General features: G+C 49.7%; 21 protein-coding genes and 1 pseudogene. 13 read left to right on the forward strand and 9 right to left on the reverse strand.

Annotated features, from left to right (window positions below):
- Positions 1–3: 3 nt before the first annotated feature.
- The 6 genes from IPL17_RS06245 to IPL17_RS06270 all read right to left on the reverse strand — a co-directional run bounded on the left by IPL17_RS06245 (position 4) and on the right by IPL17_RS06270 (position 7,892).
- Positions 4–1,164, reverse strand: coding sequence for an ABC transporter permease (locus IPL17_RS06245; protein ID WP_345306217.1), 1,161 nt, complete (start codon positions 1,162–1,164; stop codon positions 4–6).
- Positions 1,165–1,188: 24 nt separating this feature from the next.
- Positions 1,189–1,779: a peroxiredoxin-like family protein gene (locus IPL17_RS06250; protein WP_345306218.1), complete on the reverse strand. Its 591-nt coding sequence runs from the start codon at positions 1,777–1,779 to the stop codon at positions 1,189–1,191.
- A 110-nt stretch (positions 1,780–1,889) separates the two neighbouring features.
- A complete protein-coding gene (locus IPL17_RS06255; RefSeq protein ID WP_345306219.1) occupies positions 1,890–2,897 on the reverse strand; it encodes a hypothetical protein in 1,008 nt (335 codons plus the stop codon).
- 38 nt (positions 2,898–2,935) lie between these two features.
- A complete protein-coding gene (locus IPL17_RS06260; RefSeq protein WP_345306220.1) occupies positions 2,936–5,770 on the reverse strand; it encodes a glycoside hydrolase family 3 N-terminal domain-containing protein in 2,835 nt (944 codons plus the stop codon).
- 2 nt (positions 5,771–5,772) lie between these two features.
- The gene (locus tag IPL17_RS06265; protein ID WP_345306221.1) at positions 5,773–6,525 is read right to left on the reverse strand and encodes a glycerophosphodiester phosphodiesterase family protein; all 753 of its coding nucleotides are present in this window, start codon (positions 6,523–6,525) and stop codon (positions 5,773–5,775) included.
- Positions 6,526–6,557: 32 nt separating this feature from the next.
- Positions 6,558–7,892, reverse strand: a complete 1,335-nt coding sequence (locus IPL17_RS06270) for an ATP-binding protein (protein WP_345306222.1) — start codon at positions 7,890–7,892, stop codon at positions 6,558–6,560.
- Between the two features lie 109 nt (positions 7,893–8,001).
- Here IPL17_RS06270 and IPL17_RS06275 point away from each other — a divergent pair, with 109 nt between their 5' ends.
- The 8 genes from IPL17_RS06275 (at position 8,002) to IPL17_RS06310 (ending at position 15,746) form a co-directional block, all read left to right on the forward strand.
- Entirely contained in the window at positions 8,002–8,685 is a 684-nt protein-coding gene (locus IPL17_RS06275; protein ID WP_345306223.1) for a glycosyltransferase family 2 protein, read from the forward strand.
- Between the two features lie 894 nt (positions 8,686–9,579).
- Positions 9,580–11,040 (forward strand): WD40 repeat domain-containing protein, encoded by a 1,461-nt coding sequence (locus tag IPL17_RS06280; RefSeq protein ID WP_345306224.1) that lies wholly within the window; start codon positions 9,580–9,582, stop codon positions 11,038–11,040.
- A gap of 49 nt (positions 11,041–11,089) precedes the next feature.
- Complete coding sequence (locus tag IPL17_RS06285) at positions 11,090–11,710, forward strand: hypothetical protein (protein ID WP_345306225.1); 621 nt, start codon at positions 11,090–11,092, stop codon at positions 11,708–11,710.
- A gap of 132 nt (positions 11,711–11,842) precedes the next feature.
- Positions 11,843–12,394 (forward strand): DinB family protein, encoded by a 552-nt coding sequence (locus tag IPL17_RS06290; protein WP_345306226.1) that lies wholly within the window; start codon positions 11,843–11,845, stop codon positions 12,392–12,394.
- A gap of 18 nt (positions 12,395–12,412) precedes the next feature.
- Positions 12,413–13,282, forward strand: coding sequence for a DMT family transporter (locus IPL17_RS06295; protein WP_345306227.1), 870 nt, complete (start codon positions 12,413–12,415; stop codon positions 13,280–13,282).
- A 30-nt stretch (positions 13,283–13,312) separates the two neighbouring features.
- Positions 13,313–13,945: an HAD family hydrolase gene (locus IPL17_RS06300; protein WP_345306228.1), complete on the forward strand. Its 633-nt coding sequence runs from the start codon at positions 13,313–13,315 to the stop codon at positions 13,943–13,945.
- Between the two features lie 286 nt (positions 13,946–14,231).
- Positions 14,232–15,215, forward strand: coding sequence for an aldo/keto reductase (locus IPL17_RS06305; RefSeq protein ID WP_345306229.1), 984 nt, complete (start codon positions 14,232–14,234; stop codon positions 15,213–15,215).
- A gap of 198 nt (positions 15,216–15,413) precedes the next feature.
- Complete coding sequence (locus IPL17_RS06310; RefSeq protein WP_345306230.1) at positions 15,414–15,746, forward strand: hypothetical protein; 333 nt, start codon at positions 15,414–15,416, stop codon at positions 15,744–15,746.
- Between the two features lie 55 nt (positions 15,747–15,801).
- Here IPL17_RS06310 and IPL17_RS06315 read toward each other — a convergent pair whose 3' ends face one another.
- The 3 genes from IPL17_RS06315 to IPL17_RS06325 are packed head-to-tail and all read right to left on the reverse strand — an operon-like array spanning position 15,802 to position 17,505.
- Positions 15,802–16,077, reverse strand: coding sequence for a hypothetical protein (locus IPL17_RS06315; protein WP_345306231.1), 276 nt, complete (start codon positions 16,075–16,077; stop codon positions 15,802–15,804).
- 6 nt (positions 16,078–16,083) lie between these two features.
- Positions 16,084–16,929, reverse strand: coding sequence for a DegV family protein (locus IPL17_RS06320; protein WP_345306232.1), 846 nt, complete (start codon positions 16,927–16,929; stop codon positions 16,084–16,086).
- A gap of 3 nt (positions 16,930–16,932) precedes the next feature.
- The gene (locus IPL17_RS06325; RefSeq protein ID WP_345306233.1) at positions 16,933–17,505 is read right to left on the reverse strand and encodes a sigma-70 family RNA polymerase sigma factor; all 573 of its coding nucleotides are present in this window, start codon (positions 17,503–17,505) and stop codon (positions 16,933–16,935) included.
- A gap of 422 nt (positions 17,506–17,927) precedes the next feature.
- Between IPL17_RS06325 and uvrA the strand changes: the two genes are divergently transcribed.
- The 5 genes and pseudogenes from uvrA to IPL17_RS06350 all read left to right on the forward strand — a co-directional run bounded on the left by uvrA (position 17,928) and on the right by IPL17_RS06350 (position 24,178).
- Positions 17,928–20,804 carry an excinuclease ABC subunit UvrA gene (uvrA, locus tag IPL17_RS06330; protein WP_345306234.1) on the forward strand — a complete coding sequence of 959 codons (2,877 nt, stop codon included), beginning with the start codon at positions 17,928–17,930 and terminating at the stop codon, positions 20,802–20,804.
- A 210-nt stretch (positions 20,805–21,014) separates the two neighbouring features.
- The gene (locus IPL17_RS06335) at positions 21,015–21,809 is read left to right on the forward strand and encodes a LysM peptidoglycan-binding domain-containing protein (RefSeq protein ID WP_345306235.1); all 795 of its coding nucleotides are present in this window, start codon (positions 21,015–21,017) and stop codon (positions 21,807–21,809) included.
- 137 nt (positions 21,810–21,946) lie between these two features.
- Positions 21,947–22,207: pseudogene (gene rpsT / locus IPL17_RS06340) on the forward strand (30S ribosomal protein S20); the annotation flags it as partial.
- Between the two features lie 143 nt (positions 22,208–22,350).
- Positions 22,351–23,907, forward strand: a complete 1,557-nt coding sequence (gene argS, locus IPL17_RS06345) for an arginine--tRNA ligase (protein ID WP_345306236.1) — start codon at positions 22,351–22,353, stop codon at positions 23,905–23,907.
- The gene (locus IPL17_RS06350) at positions 23,891–24,178 is read left to right on the forward strand and encodes a DALR anticodon-binding domain-containing protein (RefSeq protein WP_345306237.1); all 288 of its coding nucleotides are present in this window, start codon (positions 23,891–23,893) and stop codon (positions 24,176–24,178) included. Before argS ends, IPL17_RS06350 begins: the two co-directional genes overlap by 17 nt.
- Positions 24,179–24,242: the final 64 nt, after the last annotated feature.

Consider the following 24,242-nt stretch of genomic DNA (forward strand, 5'->3'; position numbering starts at 1 on the left):
TTCTTATCCTAATCTCAAAGCCTTCAACGGCTCAATGCGGACTGCGTAAATGATCGAAACCATGCCGCCAAGTGGTCCAATCCCCAACAACAATGCAACGGCGATCAAGGATCGCGAACCATTGAACACCAATGGAATCGTGGGCGGGAAACCCAGCGAGAATAGATAGGTCATCGCGCCTCCAATACCTACGCCGAGAGCTGTCACCACAATGATCTGGATCACCGCGGCAAGCCCCACCACCGAGTTCGACGAGCCGATGGCTTTCAAGACACCGATCTGCGGAACCTTTTGCAAAATTTGAATTTGGAAAAAACCGCCGATCACCAGAATACCGATCAACAAAGTGAAGACACCCTGGGTTTGAACAGTTCCCTGTTGAGCAGAGTAGCCAGGAATGTTATTAATGGTAACTTCAAGAGTAGCGACTTCGATGTTTGAGACTTCATCCGCCAAACGGGTGGACATGGCATCCAGCTGAGCGGGATCGGTCAGTTTGACAGCGATGATATTGGGATATGGCGTATCACTGTTCAATTCCGCTTCCGACTGCGGACGGATCTTTTCCCATGTCGCGGCGGGAACAAAAATGGTGGGCTGAAAGAAATAGGATTGACCATCAACCAGACCGACGATCACGAGATCAAAAAACTTATCATCTGTTCCCTGTGTGGAGCGGATCTGAATCGAGTCACCGATTTTCAAGTCTGAACGCAAAGCGACATTACGATCCATAACTGCTTCGCGGGCTTCACCGCCACGGAAATTCCGTCCGTCAATGATGGAAGGCATGCCGGGCTTTCCCGCTTCCGCCCCGAGCATGGATACTTTCAACGGTTCCGGCAGGGAAACAATTTCAGTGGTTGAGGTATAGACCGGACCGGCATCTTCAACGCCTTCCACACGACGCACAGCCTTGACCGTGTTCGTCTCCAATCGGCTGGCGGAAATACTGTAGTCTGACTTTTCCAAAAAGACGATCAGCTGCGCATCCAGATTTGCAACGTATTGACGATTGCCATTGGCGAGTCCCTCACCCAGCGCGGCAATGAACAACACAAGCAAAGTGATGAGCGCGATCACCAGAGCGACAAGCAAAAATCGGCCGCGATTACGGATCACTTCTTTTACTGCGAGATATGTAGCGAGAAAAAAATTTTTCATGTTTTGTTTTTATCGTTTGAGTTTTTATAGGAGCGGTTTGCTGTCATATGGTTTGTTCCAGTCGGCGCCCATGATGCCGTGCAGGATCAGGTCAACGGGCGGATGATCGGCGATATCTTCGTAATAGTATGGGAGGCGGACTCGTCCATCCGTGCCGATGATGAATGTCCCAGACATTTGATAGGCATCCTGGCCCGCGTGCGGAAGTTCGGGTTTATATCCCTTTGTGCGCGCCAATTTGCGGTTGGAGATCCAGATCTGCGGTGAGAGCAGGGTTTGCCAGAGCGTGCCTTGATACAGACCATACGCATGATAGGCTGTGCGGTCTGGGTCGGCGAGACAGATGGCGCTGGGTGCGCGCAGGTCGCAGAATTGTTTGGCTGATTCTGCCGAAGCGTGGGAAATGATCGCGAGACGCAGCCCTTTCTCGGTCAGGGCTTGATGCGAGTCGATCAATTGATCGAGCATCTCTTTGCATTGCGGACATCCAAAGTGACGGGTAAACGCAAGGACAAGTACCTTATCCTGCCAAAGCGAGGAAAGCTGAATTGGCTTCCCTTCCCCGTCAAGCAATGTCACATCGGGAGCGGGGTCATTGAATTTAAGATTTGCCATTTTTCTTTACACCTTCATTTTTATTAAAATAAAATCCGCATCAGCACAGACACGGATTTTCCATAATCTGATAAACAGATCATAACATATTGCACAGGTTTTGCACAGGTTTATGTGATATGCAAAATCGTCTTTTCAACCTTGTTCCCCACCTTTAAAACCCGCCGCCAACTGCTGATATCGTTAAGGGAAATCCAGCGCCTTTCTTCGGTGCGATAGAACCAATCCTTGTCTTGTTGGTAGTAAGCAAGCACATCCGTCGACTCCCAAATATTTAGAATTTCATTGCCATGCGCATGGGTATCGTCGAAGTCGGTGGTGGCACGCTGACCCATTTCGCTGTAAAGTTCATTCAGCTCAAGCAAAAGGGAGTTGATCTCAGGGGCAAGGTGACTAACCTTGAGACCGATACGTTTGGCTTCTTCAAACAAAATGGGATAGCCATGCGATGGGTATTTTGCGTTCAATGCGCTGGCGATCTGGTCCTGCATTTGATCGTCTTCAATGTGATATGCGAGCAATTCCTTGCTGAGCATGATCGAAAGCGACTCTGCCCGGTCCACAGCGCCGATCACGAGCGGATGGACATGCCGAAATAATTCCTGATATGGATTCTCTTTGGCATCACTGTTCTGCGCCTGCCACAAGCGGACAACGCGAGTCAATTCATCCAGGCTGACACTGACGCGGTCATTGTCGCGGTCAATCGGAGAGAGTGAGTGGGTCAACGACGTATCCACTGGTGTGAGGTAAGCCATCGGTCCCATTTGAATTTCATTCGCGCCCAGTGTGATCATGGTCGCAGCGGAAGCACATTCCAAGGGGATGACCGCTACAACTTCCCTGCAATACTGGCGTAAAAGATTTACAAGCCGCAGGGAGGCTTGTCCATTCCCGCCGCTTGATTTAATAAAGAGATAAATCTTTTCCTGATGTCCTATCTTTTCAAGCAGTTCATACAAAGCCAGAACGTCGTCATGGCAGACGCTTCCACGCGGATTGTTGAAATAGGTGATCAGTGTTCCGTGCAATAATATATTGGCCTGTTTGATGATGGCTTGTGTTTTATCAAAGAGGATCGGGGGTTCTTTTTCTTTATTCTTTTTTTGCACAGGCATGTTTTTTTTCCTTGTCAATTATTGTATATCCCGTATTCTTATCTTCTGGACCAGACCCAACCGACAACAAAGCCGAGAAATTCGCCAAAGATCACAAAGGTGACCAACCCCGTTATACCGCCTGCGGTAAGCCAGTTCGTGATGCCGAACAACCCAAAAGCAAGATAATTATACGCAGCCAGACCGCCCAGCGCGATGCCTAATGCCCAGCGGAATGCGGTACGGCGATTTACAACTTGTATCCCCACGCCATATCCAATCCCGGTAGAAAAGACGATCATCAAGATCGCCACAAACCAGGCGGACAAACGCGGATAGCCTTCGGTCGAAATATAATCATCCACAACTTCCACGACCGGCGGTTCAGGTGTGGGTGAAGCGACAGTTTCGGTCAACTCCGGGACAACGACCGTCACCGCCACGGCCCCGGACTGCGAAACGTCCAACTGCAGGATATTGGAGATCACGGCCGGGTCACTGGTCACATTGATCTCAAGCAGGCCGGGTTTGTCCAGACCGAACGCGGCACGCGCCACACCCTGAGTAGTCACGGCGTCCACTTGGCGCAGGATGCCGGCGCCTTCCCCGGTAAGCATCATGGAGAATTTAACAGGCGTGCCGTCCGGCACCGGGTTCCCATTATTGTCTGTGATCAGGCCAGTACGGATCGCGATGGTGTCGCCAATTTGAAAAAGCGGGATCGGAGTCGGCTCGGGGGTGATCAGAGAATCGGGAATCTCAGGAACAACTTCAAGGTCAAGAAAGAGCGGGATGATCTGATCGGGATTGGGAGTCAGCACCGAGATCAATTCATATCCAACTGCGGGGATCGAAACAGGCGAAGCTCCGATCGGAGTAAGCTCCTGAAATAGAAGCCGCGCTGCGACATCCACAAATTGCGTTTGCTTGCTGTAAAGTGAGGAATAGGCTGTGAATTTTGAAATGGTGGTGGTGTCAAAATAGTAAGGCGCGCCAAAAGAAAACATAATGATGCGCTTGTCCAATAACAGATCGGGGCGCTCTCGCATGAAACGACTGACAAGAGCCGCCTGCCCTTGAGAAGAATCTGTAATTGAAAACACGATCCAATCTGCGCGGGTGATGTCATCCTGGATCAACGGGATTTCAAGATCATCCAGCAGGGTTTGCAAATCACTTAATGAGTAGGAAGTCAACCTGAAATTCGCGGTTTGATTCCCGCTTTGCGGACCGTATAGTTGAAGGACAGCCTCCTGCAACGCATCCACTGCAAGTGATGATTGCTCTGCACATTGACTGCATTGTTTGTAACCCGCGGTATCTGTAATAAACACCATCCGTTCATCCGATTGGGGCGGAAGCGGCAGGACAGACGCGAGGTCTTGAATATCGGGGTTGATCAACGTCGCCGAATTTCTTGCCACATCAAATGTGACATCGGTCGCGGTGCCGATATTGGCCAACGCATTAAGAGGCGTTACCACATTTGAAAAAACAAAATCTTCGTAAATACCAGACTTTACAGCAAGGATGCGCGCGACAGAGGTATCCACCCGTTGAGCGAAGGCCGGGTCTTCCTCATATTTCTGCGCAAAAAAATCGATCACGCGGGTCGTGGATGTGAACGTGTCCGGAGCATCACTGGACACAATATTGCCGAGATACATCATGTCATTGCCCGCAAGAAATGCGTCACGCGCAGCGGTAACCGCCAGGAACTGCCCGCCGCCAGACGCATAAAAATCACTAACCGCCGCCGTGCCGAGATCGTCACTGATCATCAATCCGCCATTCTCATACCAGGTGGAAAATTCAGGCAAAGCCAGGATCTGTTTCAATGCCTGCGGATCAAAACTGATCGGTCGCGTGGTCGCGCGGATGTTGCCCTGGAATCCCTGATAACGAATATGCGAGACCAGCAGCCCATCGACTGTCATTTCGGGAGAAGTTGCATTCCCTGAAACCGCAAAGAACGGCGAAAGCTCGATCTGTTTTAATTGGTCAATGGATTTACGAACGGTTGAAACTTCCTCTTCAGGCAGGCGGTCTGAGCCGCCAACGCCGGGAAAATGCTTTGCAATCACCAGAAGCTGGTTATTACTGCCGGTATGCAAGCCGGTAATATAAGCGCGCCCCATCTCACCGACCCAATATGGATCGCCGCCAAAAACACGGGTGCCCAGGTCCCCGCCGGAGATCGAAGGCGCTTCCAACACATCCAGAGACGGTCCAAAGAATAAATTAAAACCAAGCGCAGAAAGTTCGCGCCCGCGTACTTCCCCGACCTGCTGCGCAAGCCCGGTATTCCAGGTCGCGCCGATCGCCATTTCACTTGGCAGCGGCGTTAAACCGCTTAGGATCTGATCGGTTGGGTATCCATTCCCTTCCTGCGCGACACCAACCAGAAGCGGTACAAAAGCGGAGTTCCCCTGTGTGAGCCCGCTGGCAGAGTCCGTGACCGGGGCAGTGGATGTATCCCAAGCCACGCGCTGCAGGCTTTCGATCATGGCGTGTGTCTGAGTTAACGTGTCTGGAGCGGCGGTGAAATTATCATTCTGCGCCAGAAGCACAACGCCGCCAATATGATAATTAACGATCAGATCATAGATCTCGGAAGTATCGCCAACGTCCGTCCCCTTAAAAGTCACAACAAACAACTGCCCGACCCGTTCCTGCGGGGTCATGGACTTCAAGATAGCAGAAATTTGCGGGGGCAGCGTGGGAGACTGAGCCTGCGCCAAGGTTGGCACAAACATGGCGAACAAATTGATAAGGAGAAAGATATGAAGCAGGTGCTTCTTTAGATAAAACAGACGTCGCTCGATGAACGACGCCTTTTGGATTTTCGTTTCGCGCTCCGCCCGGGCTTGATCGCGGTTTTCAGAGGACCTCAACTTCACCCTGCCCTCCCGAGTGCGCGTACCGCTGTCTGCGGATCGTCAGTGAAGATGCCATCCACGCCCCACTCTTTAAGTTGCTCGATCTGCGCGGGGGTGTTCGCCGTCCACACATGCACGCGGCGATGGATGCGATGCACACGCAGAACCTGCTGCTTGTTGACGCTGGAAATATGGGGATGCAATGCCTGATATTCGCCAAACATGAAACCAAAGGAACGCGCCCAGATGCCCATCAACCCCGGCATGGCGAGCAAGCCGCGCGGAACTTCAGGCAGACTCTGCGCTGCGATCTTTAAGTTGGCAGGAAAGAAAGACGAGAAGATGATCTGTTTTTGGTTGTTATGGCGTTTAATTAACTCACATACCTTCACCACCAACCCGTCGCGCGGGGTGGCGTAATTGGTCAATTCAATGTTGATCAATTTATCCCTGCCGATCAGTTCAAACACTTCCTCCAGCAATGGGACCTTCTCTCCGCGAAACTTTTCATCGAACCACGCGCCCGCGTCCAGCTGGCGGATCGACTCGAGGGAATGCGTTGGGATGCGGCCTTTGCCGTTTGTAGTGCGGTCCACAGTTGTATCGTGGATCACGATCACGTGACCATCGGAGGTTAATTTGGCATCCAGTTCGACACCGTCCGCGCCTTTTTGCAGGGCTTGGGAAAAGGATGCGAGGGTGTTCTCCGGCGCGTGGGCAAGGTCACCGCGGTGCGCAAGTATGATGGGATGGGGAAAATTTTCAAACATCGGTGGCAGGCTCGGGGTAGGTCTGAAGCGTCTTAGATATCCACAAAAAACGCCGCGCAGGCTTGATCGATCATTTCGCGGGACATGGTCGCGGGGACGGCGAGATAGGATGAGATGTCAATGATCTGGTCGCATAGATCGCGCGGATGCGAAGCGCGCAATTTGCGGTTGGGCTTGATGTACCATTCCTGCAAAAGATAAGCGAGTCCCTGGTCCACATATTCAACGCGTTTATCCTGGGCGACACGTTTGAAGATCTCGCGATATTCCTCAAAAGTGGGGTCGCCGATCTCGATCTTGTGACGCAAGCGGCGCAGGAAGGCTTCGTCCACCAAGTCTTTGGGAGGCAGGTTCGTGGAAAAAACGACCAGCACATCAAAAGGGACTTCCACTTTGCGGCCGGTGTGCAAACGCAAATAATCAACGCGGTTCTCGAGCGGAACGATCCAGCGGTTGAGCAGGTCGCGCGGACGCACCTGTTGTCGGCCAAAATCGTCGATCAATAAAATACCGCCATTGGCTTTGACCTGGAACGGCGCTTCGTAAAATTTGGTGGTGTCATCAAAAACCAGGTCGAGTCCTTCGAGGGTTAATTCGCCGCCGACCACAATGAACGGCCTGCGGATCTTCAACCAGCGCGGATCACGGCGCATGTTGGTCCGCAAATTACCGGTACTGGATGCGCCATTGGCCTGATCGCTGTCTGGCGCGAGGCTGTGGCTGACAGCGTCATATACTTTGATGACCTGTCCATCCAGATACAACGCGTACGGGATGAACATGCTTTGGCTCAAGACCAGATTTCCAAATGCGCGCGCAATGCTGGTCTTTCCGTTTCCGGGCGGACCATACATAAAAATGGAAGAACCCGAATTCAGCGCGGGACCCAGCCTTTGAAAAGTGGATTCAGAGATGACCATTTGCGAGAGGATCTGACGCATGGAACGGGTGGTCACGGTCAATCGTCCGCTCTTCTGGCGGCGGATGGCTTCGTTATAGACTTCGAACGGGACCGGAGCGGGGCCGGCATATTGACTACGTTCCATGGCTTCACGGGCGCGCAGGATGCCCGCGCTGGTGATCCCGTAGGTGTAGGCGCCTTCGCCCAAACCGCCCTGCGATGATTTCACTTCGATGAATTTTTCCGTTTTTAAGGAAGCGAGCAATTGATCTGTAACACCGGCAAGCGGCAGGGTGATCTCTTCCGAGATCTTGAAACCGGTCATGTAACCGCGGAAATACAAGACTTTAAGGATCAGGTCTTGCAGCCAAAGCGGGGAAAGACCTGTATCTTCAAGGCTGTTGATCTGCGGCGGAGAAAATCCACCTGTAAGCGGTGCTGAAACTTTACCTGGTTGTCGAGTCATAGATGTCGTCCATCCGGTGTTTGAGAAGGTTTTTGTTTAAAAAACGACGCCGTGAATAAATTCATGTCGGAATCTGATTATACTTCTTTTCGTTTATAATCGATTTTCTATGAAACTATCCGTCATTATCCCCGTTTACAACGAAGTTGAGAGCATTCAAGTCATCTTAAAGCGTGTGTACGAGACCAACCTTGTCCATGAGATCGTGGTCGTGGATGATGGTTCGAAAGACGGCACGCGTGATGTCCTGGCAACCCTGGATGGAAAGAACAGCCTGCGCGTCATCCTGCATGAGAAGAACAAAGGCAAAGGCGCGGCGGTGCGGACCGGCATGGCGGCGGCAACCGGAGACGTGCTCCTGATCCAGGATGCCGATCTGGAATATGATCCGCGCGATTTTCCTATTTTGCTCCAACCCATTGAAGAGGGTCTGGCGGATGTGGTCTATGGTTCGCGCTTTTTAGGGCGCGCGCACCGCGTGACGATGTTCTGGCATCTGGTCGCCAATCAGATGCTGACCCTGATGACCAACATCCTCTACAACACCATCCTGACAGACATGGAAACCGGCTACAAGGTTTTCCGCCGCGAGGTCTTAAATGGCATGGTCTTGCACGCCAACAGCTTTGACTTTGAACCTGAGTTCACCGCCAAGATCCTCAAGCGCAAATTCCGCATCTTCGAAGTGCCGATCACCTTTAATCCGCGCGATTATTCGCAGGGCAAGAAGATCAAGTTACATGATGCCTTCGAAGCAGTGTGGACTTTGGTCAAGTATCGGTTTGTGGAGTAACTCTTACAGAGGGCACTTAAGCGCGAACCCAGATCACCTCTTCTTAACCTATGGCGGTCTTTTGCCTATATTAATTTTGGCGTTTTAAATTGCACCAATCCATAAGCTCACTGGGTGGTAAAACGACGACTTAAGACAGGCTAGAGCAAGACAAGGTAATCAATAACTGATGTCAAATAAAAATAGTGCCGCTAATTATTGGCGGCGCAATAATGATAACAGGCTTGATTATTGTTTTTTTGACACCCGATTCGTTCAGCACTAATGACAGCCCGTCGGTAGTAATGCAATGGGGATTGCTCAATTTGGTTTCTGGCGTTATGGGGTTGCTAGGGTCAGCTATTATTTTGGTAACATTGTTCGCGCCACTAATTACACCTAATAAGTGTCCAAGTTGTGGAACAAAAATTTTAGGAACAACAGATTTATTTTGCCGAACTTGTGGCTCATCTCTAAAAAAATATCAGTAGCGTTTTTAGTTGAATTTTCAGACTCTCAAAATTGGCTTGTATTTTTTTGCAAAGGCTCAGACAAGTTGAGTTTATAAAATTATCTCGGTTTCGTTGGCGTTGTTGTCTTCTGTTTGTGTCAGATTCTTCAAAATCCGCTTCTTCTTAGTTCGTGTGTGGCATTGTTTGGTCAGTTACATTATTTATTCCGGTAAAAAAAATTACACGTAAAATCTTGCCGTGTCTGCGGTGGCGTCTTTTTTAGTCATCGGTATGGTAGGCAGGTTGTCCAATAAATCACACACAGATGAAATCTGCAGAGTCCACGCCACACCCCAGCGGGACAACCTGCAGATCAAGTCCGCGATCCCACGCGGGAAGAACACTCTCGGGGACGATGACGAAAACCGTTAGGCAGTTCTATCTCACTAAAGGATTTTACAACATGCATCGTGCCTTCACATTTTTCATCACTACCGCATTTTTACTGTTCGCGTGTAGTTTATTTTCTCCAAAAGAAACCCCGCCTTCTGAGACAATGACCGCACCCGCAACATCCCTGCCTGCAACACAGCATCTGACCTCTGTACCTGTCACCCAGCCTTCTGTAGTGCGTCCCAATCTTCCAGCAGGGTGGCTCACTCAGTTGGAAACCATCTCACCTCAAAACTGGACACGATTGCAGCTAGTGCAGGCCTTCCCTGCTGAAATGCCGATGGCCCATTCGGTTGTCGTAATTGAGCCTGATGGAAAAACATTAGTATTAGGGAACAGCAACAAGGCTCAACTCTTCTTTTTTGACCTGGAAAGCGGAACAATTTCCTCTAATTCACTGTACATCACTAACATTGAGAATGCCGATGTACCGTTCACAGCGATAAAGTATCTATCCGACGGAAGCATCATAGTAAGTTCCTATGGTCCATATATGATCTATCATATTGATAGTGCAGGCAATATTCTATCCGCATGGGATGGAATTGAGTTTGCTGTGTCGGCAGATGAAAAATACCTGGCGTTTGATGTAGCCGAGGGAACCTCTGTGATCAATATCGCAAATAACACGCCAATAGCCTTGTTAGAGAACTCGAACGGTTTAGGACTCTCGTTTTCTCCCGACAACTCCAAAATTGCCATTGAAGCGATTACCGTGGATGAGGGCAATGTCGATATTTGGGATATTAAGAGCCAAACTATCCTGAAAACATTGCCTAACATGTATAGAGCATCTTACTCGCCGAACGGAAAATTCCTGGCAGCGCTAGATAGTGTTGAGGGTTCTCTTAAAATATTTTCTCCAGACGGCGCTGTCCAAATTACAAGCATCCTCGATAGGCACTCCGGCTATTTGATTTCACCTGACGGTTCAATCCTAGCATATCAGACAGTAGAAGGCTCCTCAGTTGCCAGGGATACAACAAACTGGACATCCCATGAGACCGCACTACGCGGCTGGCTTGATTCTTTCTCGCCTGATGGGCGATTCCTTATTACACGTACAGATGACGGTGGAATTCTAATTTGGGGCGTCCTTAAAGGCAAATGGATAGATCACAGGGAGCAAACCATGCCCACAGTTCGCGAACGAATCTACTTATGCCCGACCGAACACGGCCAGCCAGGCTGGATAATGGATTTTCCAGTGTGGTGGAATCGCAGCGAATTCTTCAAGAAGTATGGCGAACGCCAGATCGATACCGGCAACCCTCTCTATGTTGACTACGCCCTGCTCTTGACAGGCTGGGAAGCATCAGCCTGGGATGAACAATGTCGAGCAGCATTCGCCCAGGACCCACGAAGCCAGCAGGCTACAATAGTAGAAGCGATGCGTCAATGCGAAACGAGGCTGAAATCCACAAGCTGGGTCGTTGTCGAGTCTTATGAATGGGAGTCGGGGTTGGAATAAAATTGACGGCAAAGGGTAAATAGCACTTCGCTGAAATTGGAGTAAAACCATGACAATCAACAAATGGGGCGGGCTCGCATCTTTTTTACTAGCGGTATCATTTGTTGTTGCGCCGCTGATTTACCTGACTGGAAATTTGCGAGATGCCGTCGGAGTATTCGCATATGACCTGGCAGATTTTCTCTACGGACCAATCCTGTCAGCCAGTCTAATCGTTGTGACCTATGTGCTTCGTGAAATCATCGGGGAGAGGGCGTTTCGCCGCGCGGACCTCGGTCTTTTGGCAGCTGTCCTTTCCGCAGCGGGGATGGCAGCAGTCGCTTTTATCCGCGCATCCAATCGTCATTACCACTTGAACCACCCTGAACTGGATCTGGAAAACTCCACAACCATCCTTGTCGTTTGGACAACGCTTGTGACAAGTGTGAATGCGATCGGGTTCCATTTTCTAGGATGGGCGTTTGTGTTACTTGGTTCAGCCAGTTGGGCATCTCACCTCTTTCCCCGACTGTTAAATGGTTTCTATTTTCTGGCGGGAGTCTCGTCCTTGTTTGTTTATCTGTTCCCAGAACTTGAAGGATTTGTTTTGTTGCTTGGCACGATAATAAGTATTTGGCAGGGTATTTTGCTATGGAAATATGATATCCGCAAAAACACCCAAGCAGGCTAACAATTGAGAAGGGCTTCAGGGCATACTGATCGTATTTGGAGATGGACCTGGCTTTGAGCTTTTCCGCTCAGACGTGAAAGTCACGATCCACGAACGAAAATGGTTTGGCGCTCAACTTCATGGAGAAATAAAATGCCCGAAAGCATAATGGCTGAGATTTCCGAGCAATATCGCAACACCCACGAAAACCTGCTTGATCTCCTCGTCAACCTGACCGATGAACAGATTGGCTGGACACCAAATGCAACCACTCCTTCCATAGGTTTCCATGTCTGGCATCTGGCACGCTGGGCAGATTACCTTCAAGAGATGATCAATGGACGCGGGAATCAATTGTGGGATAAGGAAGAACTAGCAATCCATTGGGATATGGAAACGGACAGCTTGGGCTATGCTCAAACCGGCATGAGCATGGATGATAAGACTGCCGTGACGCTCCGAATCCCTGGGAAGGATTTGCTCCTTGATTACGCGCGCCGCGCGTTTGCCGCCGCCCAGCGTGCCGTTGAAGGGATCAGTGACAAGGAGTTCTACAAAATTTATGAGGGTCTTCATGGGGAAAATTGGCACGACGGACGCATCGGTCCCATCATTTCAACATGGATGACCCATGACAACCGGCATCTTGGGATGATCGAATGCCTTGTCGGTGTTCAAGGCATACATGGAAGCGCAGACAGTTAAAATGCGAAGCAGGCACTCATGAGTACAACCATCTTGAGCATCGTATTGGGAATAGGCGGCATGGTCGGGTGGGGAATATACGACTTTCTTGGCGGCGTTTTTGCCAAACAGATCGGATCTTTCAAGTCTTTGTTTTGGTCGCAATTGGCTGGTTTGATTTCCATCTTTCTACTTGCCATTCTTTTCAAGCCAGGCATCAACATCCCTGTTTTGGTAATTATTTTATCCTTCATCGCGGCGATACTTTATTCCGCCGGGTATTTATTTTTCTTCAAAGGCTTTGAGAAGGGCAATGTGTCCATCATTGCAGCGACCATGAATCTGTGGGCTGTGTTTACCATGTTGTTTGCTTTTATATTTATGGGGCAGCGGCTTTCTGCTTTACAAACTTTGGGTGTCCTTATGATTATCCTTGGCGCTACTTTGGCTTCCTTAAATTGGAGTGAAATTAGAAATCAAAGATTCCAGCTTTCAGCGGGCGTCAAAGAAGCCGTCTTCGGGGCTTTTTTCTTTGGTATCTTCTGGAACGTTAGCGAGATCATTTCTGAAGAAATCGGGTGGTTATTAACGACCCTGTTTATAAAGTTTGGAATTATTTTATTCCTGTTGGTCTTCTCGCTTCCTGCAAAACAAAGGATCGGCTTGACTAAAGTTTCTGCGAAAACAAAAACCATCATCTTATTAATGGGTGTTATCGAAACTGGCGCAGTAGCACTTGTTAATTTCGGCTTGACGATCGGCGACGCAATATTGATCACACCCATCGCGTCCGCCTTGTCAATCGTGACCATTGCACTGGCTGTTGTTTTCTTGAAAGACAAAATTTCAAAACCTCAGGGATTTGGAATCGTCATGGCGGTTGCCGGTATTATCGCAACCGCGTTCTAGTATAAAACGCGCCAAACGGAGCCCCTTTTCATGGCACTTATCATCTTTGATTATGACGGTGTACTCGCAGATACTCTTGATGACTTGCTTCACTTCGGTCAAGAAGCCTGCAACAAATTGGGTATAAACCATTTAGTAACAAAAGAGGACTTAAACAATCTTGAAGTTATGTCTTTTGCATCCTATGGACAGGCATGTGAAGTCCCTGAACATCTTGTTAATGAGTTTGTCAAAATTTGTTTAAACTTTTTCGCAGAAAAGGAAACCCCACCGGCCATTTTCACAGGTCTGAGCAGGGTGATCAGACACCTTTCCATCAATCACACGCTTGCCATTGTCACAACAAATTCGTCGCAAAATGTAAAAACTTTTCTCGTCAAACACGGCCTGGAAAGTCTCATCCATGCGGTCTATGGAGTGGATTCACCAGGCTCCAAGGCGCAGAAAATATCAATGGCGCGAAACCGCCTTTTAGAAAACGGAAAGCAAGAATCAGTGTTTATGGTCGGAGACTCATTAAGTGATGTCCTTGCGGCAAAAGAAGCCTCAGTTACCAGCATTGCAGTTACATGGGGGCATCAAAGTTTGCAAAATTTACTTCGCGGCAATCCTGATCATGTAGTCAGCTCTCCTCAAAATCTTATTGAGATCATTGAGCAATAAAATGACAAAGTTGGGTTATTATTTTTTATGCTAATATTCAAAAAAGCGCCTCATATTGCGCGTACTTGCCAATCCCGTCCTCGGGCTGCTTCGCATGGGCGGCATCAAAAGTACACAGGTCGTACCTGGGTAGAGGCTTAATCTTGGGTTTTCTGCCCGGACAGGCAGGACACTGTCCACTCCGCAGGATAGGTCTGCGAACACACTGCTGGACATTGCGTAGAGAACATCCTCAAAACACTTCATTGGAAAACAGCGTTAAATCTATTTATTAAGGAGCAAGTTTATGGAATACATTCGATTAGGTTCAACAGGAATGATGGTCTCACGCATCTGCCTCGGCTGTATGGGGTTCGGCGACGCGGCACGTTGGATTCACAAATGGGTGCTGAACGAAGAAACCAGCCGTCCAATCATCAAAAAGGCGCTTGAGCTGGGAATCAATTTCTTCGATACTGCCAATGTCTATTCGATTGGAGCGAGCGAAGAGATCCTCGGACGCGCCTTGAAAGAGTTTGCCAAACGAGATGAAGTGGTCATCGCCACCAAAGTACATGGCAAAATGTTTGAGGGACCGAATGGCTCAGGGTTATCACGCAAAGCCATTATGAGTGAGATCGACAAGAGCTTGAACAGACTCGAAACAGATTATGTAGATTTGTATCAAATTCACCGCTGGGATTATGAAACGCCAATCGAAGAAACCATGGAAGCCTTGAACGACATCGTTCGCGCAGGCAAAGCTCGTTACATCGGCGCCTCTGCCATGTGGGCATGGCAATTTCAAAAGGCGTTACATGTCGCCGAGAAACATGGTTGGACTCGTTTTATTTCAATGCAGAACCACCTAAATCTCATTTATCGCGAAGAGGAGCGTGAGATGCTGCCGCTATGCCGCGAAGAGAAGATCGGAGTGATTCCATACAGCCCGCTTGCATCAGGGAGGTTGACACGTGAGCGGTCTTCTGAAACCACGCTTCGCTCTGAGACCGATCAAATTGCAAAAAGCAAATATGACTCAACCGCTGAAACAGACCAACAGATCGTAGAGCGGGTCGCAGAGATCGCAAAGCAGCATGGAGTCCCACGCACTCATATCGCCCTCGCCTGGTTATTACAAAAAGAGCCAGTGACAGCCCCCATCATCGGGGCGACGAAGATACCGCATTTGGAAGAAGCCGTCGGCGCGCTGTCCGTTAAGTTGACCCAAGACGAAGTTGCATATCTGGAAGAACCCTATGTGCCGCATCGCATCGTTGGACATCAGTAAATAAAATACATCCTCACCATTTTCTATGTCTATGAAAACTTGTAATATGAGCTGATATTCGATCAGCTCATATCCAACGTCCGGCTAAATGCGCGAATACCTTTTTCGCGCTTCAACAGGCGGCATGGGACTGCATGCTGACCATGATGGATTTATCAAGTGCGTCCAAAAAAGTTAGCGATTATAATTCGAAGAATAATGGACACTAAACTTGAACTTCAAAAAGAATTTGAGAAAGCCCAACAGGCCCGTATCAATAAGAACGAGGGGCAGGCGCGCGTCTGCGCCAGGCGCGCGGCGGGCATCGCGATACGGGATTATCTGACCCGTGACGGGGCTCGCGTCCCAAGCATGAGCGCCTACGATCTGCTCAACCTGCTTAAGGAAGATCCGCTCATCCCCGCAGACATGAAATTGATCGCCGATCATTTGACCGTGCGCGTCACCGAAGAATTCAACCTCCCGATCGACGCCGACTTGATCGCCGAGGCAAGAATCCTGTGTAATTGGCTGACAACGCCACCCCAATAAAAAAGACCCCTAAAGGCTTTGGAAAAACCTTTAGGGGTCTTTTTATTCAAACAAACTACACCGGACCTCTGCGTCCCACCAGGTAATAGAACGCGCGCGCAACTGTGATCAGAAGCATCATCCCGGAAAGCACACCGCCAAAAACAAGGAACAACTTGCGCCAATCGCTGAGGCGCAAAGCGATCTCTTCACGCGCCGGCATGTAGATACGTGTTCTCAAGCGTTGGACAATCTCCCTCGAAGGCGTAACAGGCTTCAAGGTTACAGCCAGATGCGATTCAAGAGCGTCCAATTCTTCTTCAGGGGCGGCAGTCTGCTTTCGTTTCGTCATTCTTACCTATTCTGCGGGATATAGGACCAACCCAACCGTACCAGGGCCAAAGTTGATCGCAAGGGAAATGGAGAGGTCGGTCATCTCGGTGCTTTTATAATTAAAATGTTTCTTGGCTTCTTCCATCAATGCGCTGCAAGCCTCAATATCACGGGCGTGGACAACCCCGAGATGCACAGGTTTATCGCCCACCAATTCCTTGCCAAGGGCTATGACACGGGCAAGCGCAACCTTGCGCGTACGGACCTTGTCCACTGTTTCAACCAAACCATCCTTCAGCAGGGCGATCGGTTTGAGATTTAGGACAGAAGCAAGAGAGGCGGAGAGAGCGCCGACACGTCCGCTTCGGCGGGCGTATTCCAGAGTATCAAGGGTTAGGATGATAAAAACCTGACTGCGGATCGATTCAAGCCGCCGCACAATTTCATCAACACCTTTTCCAGCGCGTTCCATTTCACGAGCAGTGCGGCAGAGATGAGCGATACCCATTGAACCAGCCAAGGAATCAAAGGTAATGATGTTATATGTTCCCTTCAACTCTTCAGCTGCCGCAACCGCGGAGGCATACGTGCCTGAGAGTTTACTGGTGACATGGATCGATAAAATAGTGTCACCCGGTTGATAATTCTTCTTATAATATTCCACGAATTGATGCGGGGAAGGCTGGGAGGTTTTGGGGAATGCGTTTGCTTTATCGCCGACCAATTTATAAAAATCATCCAACTTCAGGTCAACATCTTGAATATAGGTTTTTTCCCCAAAGTGAACATTAATGGGAATGATTTGAATATCAAATTCCTTTTTCCATCCTTCAGGGACGTCTGCGGCACCGTCGGTCAAAATTCGCATCATGTTTCATTCTCCTTCAAGGTTAAGGTTATGATCTTCCAATTGATCTCGTAAAGCCAAAAGCGTGCGGTGGTAAAGACTCTTTACAGCACCTTCACTTCTACCCATGATCGCACCGATCTCCGCATTTGACATATCCTCAACGAATTTCAGAATTAAGAGATTCTGTCTCTCCGCGGGCAGTTTTCGGATCATTCGCAATAAGGCATCCTGTTCCTGTGAGCGAACCAGGTTTTTCTCCGGGTGGTCACCCTTGGTTGGAAGGATGGGCAGGTCGTCCAACGGGATTTCCTGCTTGCGGCTGCCGTCGCGATGCCAGTTGGCAACAAGGTTATGCGCGATCCGATACAACCAGGCGGAGAATGGCACGCCGCGATCAGTGTACTTCTGAATATGATTCATCGCCCGTTGAAACACACGCGCAGTGAGATCTTCAGCATCGTGTGTATTCCCTGTGCGGTAATACACATAATTGAAAATACGCTCCACATAACGCTCATAGAGTTGACCAAAAGCATCGCGGTCGCCCTGTGAAGCGAGTGATAAAATCTCTTCTTCGTTGAATTCCAAGTCCGGCAAGTTTAAAACCTTACCGGCGGGTTTGAAAATATAACCCCGCCGGATTTGAGAAGTTGCACTGAGTATATCACGCGGCATTTCAATTCAATTTCAAGCATTTCACTGATAAAGGATGCGTCTCACACTTAATTGAAAGTTGATTCACGCCAATTAATATTTTCTCCCTTTAGGAGTCCCCGTCTGCCAGTGCAGGTGTGACGTATGGCTTTCTAAAAGTAGTTTGGCAAAACGCGATATGTCACCCTGAGCGCAGCAAAGAGACTCTCACCGCACTGGCGCGCGGCGCAAGTGTAGGTCGCGGCGAGCACGCTCCCTCAGAGCGACATAAATCGGACTTTGAGAAAGCCCTGAGGTAAGACAGGATATTTACAGTAAAAATAAAACATTTGTGCTACAATCAGGCATCCCAAGGAGAAGCATGTATGTCAGCTAATGTCATTCGCGTCGTCGGCGCACGTGTTCACAACTTAAAAAATATCACGGTGGAAATTCCGCGCGATAAGTTTGTGGTTATTACAGGTCTATCAGGTTCAGGCAAATCGTCGCTCGCATTTGATACCATCTTTGCGGAAGGACAAAGACGCTACGTCGAGTCACTCTCCGCCTATGCGCGCCAGTTCATCGGTCAAATGGACAAGCCCGATGTGGATTACATTGACGGCCTCTCCCCCGCCGTATCCATTGACCAGAAATCCACGAGTCATAATCCACGTTCAACGGTTGGTACAGTTACCGAAATATACGACTACATGCGTTTGCTCTTTGCGCGCGCGGGCATCCCGCACTGTCCTGTCTGCGGACGTGAAGTGGTCAAGCAGTCTGCCCAGGAGATCGTTGATAACGTGGGCAAACTCCCCGAAGGTTCGCGCACCTTAATTCTCGCTCCATTGGTGCGCGCACGCAAAGGGACCTACCAGGCGGTCTTTGAGGAGATCCGCAAGGCTGGTTTCACCCGTGTCCGCGTGGATGGGAATGTCCATTCACTGGACGATGAGATCGAACTCGACCGCTACAAACAGCACACCATCGAGGCTGTGGTTGATCGTCTCGTCATTTCACACGAGGGAAATAAGGAAGAGAAAAAAGCCGCCCTTACCCGCCTGACCGATTCCATTGAAACAGCGCTCAAATTTGGCGAAGGCTACCTCACGATCCACCTTGTCGATAAAAAAGAAGACCTGCAATTCTCCGAACATCTTGCCTGCCCCGAGCATGGCGTCAGCATCAATGAAATCGAACCGCGCACATTCTCGTTTAACACCCCCCAGGGGGCATGTCAGGATTGCCAGGGTCTCGGCTCAAAATTGGAGATCGACCCGGACCGCATGATCCCCGACGACAGCCTTTCCTTTAATGACGGCGCGATCGTCAGCATGGAATGGAGCGGCCCCAAAGTGGAGGGCGGCTACTATTGGCAGAGTCTGATCAACGCGGCGAAGGCTTACAAGATAGATCTGGATAAACCCGTCAAGGATCTGCCCAAAGATCAAATAAAGATCGTTCTGTACGGAACTGGCGACAAACAGATCCAGATGACCTATCAGAACGCCAACGGCAATGAATTCAAATTCACGCGTGCTTTCGAAGGCGTGATCACAAATCTCGAACGGCGTTATCGCGAAACGAATTCAGAATATATCCGCGAGAAGATCAGCGAGTTCATGTCCGACCGCCCGTGCCCCACCTGCGGCGGCAAGAGATTAAACCCGGCCGCACTGGCAGTGACCGTGGACAATGTCAATATTGTGGAAGCGAATTCCTGGCCTGTATCGACCACGCTGGAATGGGTGAAGAAGATCTCCGGCAAGAATTCTCCACTGACTTCAAAGCAAAAGACCATCGCTGAAAGGGTCATCAAAGAGATCCACGAGCGGCTGAATTTTCTGGTAAATGTCGGATTGAATTATTTGACCTTGAACCGCTCAGCCACTACTTTATCCGGCGGAGAGGCACAACGCATTCGGCTTGCAACACAAGTCGGCTCGCGCCTGGTCGGTGTGTTGTATGTCTTGGATGAGCCTTCGATCGGTTTACATCCGCGCGATAATGCGCGTCTGCTGGAAACGCTCAAGGGACTTCGCGACCTGGGCAATACAGTGCTGGTCGTTGAACATGACGATGAAACCATTCGCGAAGCAGATTGGATCATCGATCTCGGACCAGCCGCCGGCGAACATGGCGGAGAGGTCATCGCAGAAGGCACGCCGCAGCAGATCCTGGCGCACCCAAAGTCACTGACAGGTGCCTACCTCTCGGGGCGCAAGCAGATCGCAGTCCCGAAGAAGAGGCGCGAAGGCAGCGGTAAATCGCTGAAAATCGTCAACGCGACGGCGAACAATTTAAAGGGTATTGATGTCTCGATCCCTTTGGGAAAAATGGTCTGCATCACGGGCGTTTCCGGGTCGGGCAAGTCCACGTTGATGAGCGATATTATGTACAACGCGCTGGCGGCAAAGTTGATGTTCGCGCGGACAAGCCCCGGCGAACATGAGCGTATTGAAGGGATCGAGCATCTGGATAAGATCATCAATATTGACCAGTCGCCGATCGGCCGCACGCCGCGCTCCAACCCCGGGACCTATACCGGGCTGTTCGATGAGATCCGCAAACTGTTCGCGGAATTACCTGAAAGCAAAGTGCGCGGATATAAACCCGGGCGATTCTCGTTCAACGTACATGGCGGGCGTTGTGAAGCCTGTCAGGGACAGGGCGAATTGCGGATCGAAATGCAGTTCCTCCCTGACGTATACGTGCCCTGCGATATTTGTCATGGAAAACGATTTAATCGCGAAACCTTGCAGGTGATGTTCCACGATCAATACAGCATTTCAGACATTCTTGATATGACGGTTGATCACGCGCTCTCGGAATTTAAAAATTATCCGCCGATGCAGAATAAGTTGAAACTATTGCAGGAAGTGGGACTGGGATACGTGCGTGTCGGTCAGCCCGCCACGACCCTTTCGGGCGGCGAAGCGCAGCGCGTGAAACTATCAAAGGAATTGTCACGCCGGGCAACAGGCCGCACGCTTTATGTTTTGGACGAGCCCTCGGTTGGCCTGCACGCTGCCGATGTCCACAAACTGATCGAAGTATTGCAAAGATTGGTGGATACGGGCAACTCGGTTGTGATCATTGAGCACAATCTTGACATCATCAAGATCTCGGATTGGCTCATTGATCTTGGTCCCGAGGGCGGCGAGGGTGGCGGTGAGTTAATTGCAGAAGGAACGCCTGAACAGATCATGAAGGTAAAGGAATCATATACGGGAAAATATTTGAAAGCGCACATGAAGTAGGTGCAAAAAGGAAACAGGGAACAAAGAAATTAAATTATTTACCTGTTCCGTATATAAAACCGCGTCCAAATTTGAAAGGGATTGTACAGAATATATTGTCATCCATTCAAACCATCCGCGCACAACCTTCATTTTTCAGGTAGAATCTCTTTACAGTGCGTCAAAGAGTAATTCCCTTTGAAAAAACGCAGTGTAAAAGGAACCGATTTCATGAATAACAGACCTCCGATTTCGTCTTCACCATCAAGCAGTATCAATTCCCTCCGAAAGCGCAAGTTACAGCGCAACAGACCCAGTATTATATTTATTGTTGCCGGGCTGCTTGTTTTAGGAGGAGTGATCCTGTTGGTCCTCTGGCTGGCCGGCCCAAGCAAGCCGATCAGCACGTTCTTCGCCACCGAGACCGCCACCCCGACCCTGACATTCACACCAACCAATACGACCACACCGACAAATACCCCGACTGCCACAGAAACATCTACCATCACGCCCACTCCGACGTTTTCAACGCCTTTTAATTATACTGTTCAAGAAGGCGACTATCTGGGACTTATTGTTGACAAATTCAACCTCGGCAATGACGGGGTCGCGTGGATCTTGCTGCTTAATCCATTTGGCGGAACAAGCCCGCAAGGTTTCCCGGTCGGGGTAGATCCAGCAACTCTGAATATTCTGCCTGGTCAAGTGATTCTGCTGCCTGCGCCCGGGGCTCCACTGCCCACATCCACCCCGATCCCGGATAATCTCCCCAGAGGGACAAAACTTGATTATATAGTTCAAGCGGGAGACTCGCTTGGGGTAATCGCTGCAAAATTCAACAGCACTGAGGAAGCGATCATCGAGGAAAACAAACTGACTGACCCCAATGCTCTTTTTGTAGGCCAGTTACTGGTAATTCCTGTAAATATGATCACGGCAACGCCGACCCGCCCACCCACCAGCACTCCAGTGACGCCCGGGGCTGGTACGCCCAGCCCGACTGTGACATTTACTCCCATCAACTAAACCCGGCTTGTCCCGCATTGAAAAACGCGGGACAAGTTTTTAGAATTGCACAATTAAATTACTGGACAAATACCCACCCCTCATGTAAAATACAGCGCTGTCAATAAAGAAAAGTAGTTATTTTTTGGAGGAAGACCTTGGCTAACATTAAGTCACAAATCAAACGCAATCGTCAGAACGAAAAGCGCCGTGTTAAGAATCGCAATTATCGTGGAGCCGCCCGCACCGCCATTACAGCCGCGCGTGAGGCTTTTGCAAAGAACGAACCTGACACAAAAGAATCAGTTCTGAAGGCAATCAGCACTCTGGATAGAGCAGCTCAGAAAGGCGTCATCCACCCCAACAACGCATCCCGCCGCAAGGGCCGTCTTATGAAGCGCCTCGCCGCTTTCATTGCCGCGCCTCCTGTTGTTGAGGAAACCGCTCCCAAAAAAGAAGAAAACTGCAAAGAAATAAGACCGCAGTTAATATGCAAGTCATTAAATGGGAGCGCCATTAATCGGCGGTCCCATTTTTATTACCCTAGGCTATAATCCAAATTATGTTTACACAAGAACAGCAAATCATCGAAGCAAAAATAAAAGAGTTCTGCGCCGCGAACGATATTCCGCTGGCGGAACTTAAATGGCAGCCCATCCCCTTTTCCGGTGAATGGGGTTTTGCAACGTCATTCTTCCAGACTGCCGCCAATGAAGCGCGCGCCGGCAAGGGCGGAAAACCCGTCCCGCAGAGAGCGCAGGAGATGGCCGAGCAGGTCAAGGCGCAGATCGGAAGCGTGGACGGCATCAGCCGTATCGACGCGGTCAAGGGATATCTCAATTTATATTTTTCGACTGCCGCTTACGCGAGTCGAGTTGTGGATGAAGTGCTCGCTTCTGGTCTTAACTTTGGGCGGGGTGCAAAAAAAAATGAGCGAGTCATGGTTGAGTATGCCCAGCCGAACACGCATCACTCCTTCCACATTGGACACGCAAGAAATACGATCTTAGGTGAAGTGCTTGCGCGGCTGGTGGAGTTCGCAGGCTTTGAAACGATCCGCGCCTCGTACCCCGGTGACCTGGGACTCGGCGTCATCACCGTGATGTGGATCTATGACAAACTCTACAAGGGACAGGAACCTGAAGGCGTGCATGAGCGCGGTCAATGGCTGGCGAAACTTTATGTGGAAGCCACAGCCATGCTCGAAAAGAAGGAAAATGAAACTCCTGAAGAAACCGCCAAACGCGAAGCATACGATGCCGAACGGCGCGAGATGTATCGCAAGTGGGATGCGGGCGATGAGTACGTGCGAAATTTATGGCGCGAAACCCGCGAGTGGAGTTTGGAAGAACTGCGCGAAGTATTAAAAATGCTCGATGTGAAAATGGATGTGTGGTTCTACGAAAGCGATGTAGACGAACCGTCCAAAGTCATTGTGGATGAATTGATCGCAAGAGACATTGCCACCGATGAACGTCCGCAAGGCGGCGCGGTGATCGTAAAGATCGACGAAAAACTTGGGCTGACAAAAGAAAAATATCGCACGAATGTCCTTTTGCGAAAAGACGGCACAACCTTATATTTGACAAAAGATTTGGCTTTGGCGAAGGTCAAGTTTGAACAGCATCATGTGGATCGCTCGATCTATGTGGTTGATTCACGTCAGGCACTGCATTTGCAACAGGCATTTGCCATTCTAAAACTATGGGGCTTCCCGCAATCTGAGAAGTGCTATCACCTTGGTTATGGCTTTGTGAGCCTGCCCGAAGGAGCCATGTCCGCGCGGCGCGGGCGGGTCGTGCTGTTCAAGGATGTAGCCGATGAAGCTGTGAAGCGCGTGCTTTTGGTGGAAACTGAAAAGAGCGCAGATATTCCAATTGAAGAGCGCGGAAAGATCGCCTATCAGATCGGCATGGGCGCGTTGGTATATTCCATGCTTTCAGTGGACAACAACAAGGATATTGTCTTTGACATCAACGAAGCCTTATCTTTCGATGGACGAACTGGTCCGTACATTCAAAATGCGTATGTAAGGGCGAACTCGATACTTAAGAAGTCGAAGGTCGAAGAGTCGAATGGTCAAAAGTCGAGACCTTCGACCCTTGACCTTCGACTATGAATTAACAAAGCACGAGATCGAATTGATCGAACTCATCTCGCGCTTCCCGCAGACGGTGGAGCAGGCGGCGAATGAGTATCGTCCGCTGGTGATGGCGGCGTACGCGTACGATCTGGCGAATGCATTCCACTCCTTCTATCATGCGGTGAATGTATTGCAGACCGAAGATGAAAAAATAAGAAATGCGCGTTTGCAGTTGGTGATGGCGGCCAGGCAAACAATAGAAAATGCGCTGCGCTTACTGGACATTCAAGCGCCAGAGGTCATGTAAAAAACAGGCTAAACGTTCTCTATGCGTTTAGCCTGTTTTCCTTATAATTATTGTGTATTACGTC

Source organism: Candidatus Villigracilis saccharophilus (assembly GCF_016711665.1).

What these genes read in the sequence shown, in the direction of transcription:
- IPL17_RS06310 (WP_345306230.1), top strand. Translation starts at nt 15,414, where the DNA reads ATGGACACTAAACTTGAACTTCAAAAAGAATTTGAGAAAGCCCAACAG.
- IPL17_RS06315 (WP_345306231.1), bottom strand. Translation starts at nt 16,077, where the DNA reads ATGACGAAACGAAAGCAGACTGCCGCCCCTGAAGAAGAATTGGACGCT.
- IPL17_RS06300 (WP_345306228.1), top strand. Translation starts at nt 13,313, where the DNA reads ATGGCACTTATCATCTTTGATTATGACGGTGTACTCGCAGATACTCTT.
- uvrA (WP_345306234.1), top strand. Translation starts at nt 17,928, where the DNA reads ATGTCAGCTAATGTCATTCGCGTCGTCGGCGCACGTGTTCACAACTTA.
- IPL17_RS06290 (WP_345306226.1), top strand. Translation starts at nt 11,843, where the DNA reads ATGCCCGAAAGCATAATGGCTGAGATTTCCGAGCAATATCGCAACACC.
- IPL17_RS06245 (WP_345306217.1), bottom strand. Translation starts at nt 1,164, where the DNA reads ATGAAAAATTTTTTTCTCGCTACATATCTCGCAGTAAAAGAAGTGATC.
- IPL17_RS06265 (WP_345306221.1), bottom strand. Translation starts at nt 6,525, where the DNA reads ATGTTTGAAAATTTTCCCCATCCCATCATACTTGCGCACCGCGGTGAC.
- IPL17_RS06320 (WP_345306232.1), bottom strand. Translation starts at nt 16,929, where the DNA reads ATGATGCGAATTTTGACCGACGGTGCCGCAGACGTCCCTGAAGGATGG.
- IPL17_RS06270 (WP_345306222.1), bottom strand. Translation starts at nt 7,892, where the DNA reads ATGACTCGACAACCAGGTAAAGTTTCAGCACCGCTTACAGGTGGATTT.
- IPL17_RS06275 (WP_345306223.1), top strand. Translation starts at nt 8,002, where the DNA reads ATGAAACTATCCGTCATTATCCCCGTTTACAACGAAGTTGAGAGCATT.
- IPL17_RS06295 (WP_345306227.1), top strand. Translation starts at nt 12,413, where the DNA reads ATGAGTACAACCATCTTGAGCATCGTATTGGGAATAGGCGGCATGGTC.
- IPL17_RS06255 (WP_345306219.1), bottom strand. Translation starts at nt 2,897, where the DNA reads ATGCCTGTGCAAAAAAAGAATAAAGAAAAAGAACCCCCGATCCTCTTT.
- argS (WP_345306236.1), top strand. Translation starts at nt 22,351, where the DNA reads ATGTTTACACAAGAACAGCAAATCATCGAAGCAAAAATAAAAGAGTTC.
- IPL17_RS06305 (WP_345306229.1), top strand. Translation starts at nt 14,232, where the DNA reads ATGGAATACATTCGATTAGGTTCAACAGGAATGATGGTCTCACGCATC.
- IPL17_RS06250 (WP_345306218.1), bottom strand. Translation starts at nt 1,779, where the DNA reads ATGGCAAATCTTAAATTCAATGACCCCGCTCCCGATGTGACATTGCTT.
- IPL17_RS06335 (WP_345306235.1), top strand. Translation starts at nt 21,015, where the DNA reads ATGAATAACAGACCTCCGATTTCGTCTTCACCATCAAGCAGTATCAAT.
- IPL17_RS06280 (WP_345306224.1), top strand. Translation starts at nt 9,580, where the DNA reads ATGCATCGTGCCTTCACATTTTTCATCACTACCGCATTTTTACTGTTC.
- IPL17_RS06285 (WP_345306225.1), top strand. Translation starts at nt 11,090, where the DNA reads ATGACAATCAACAAATGGGGCGGGCTCGCATCTTTTTTACTAGCGGTA.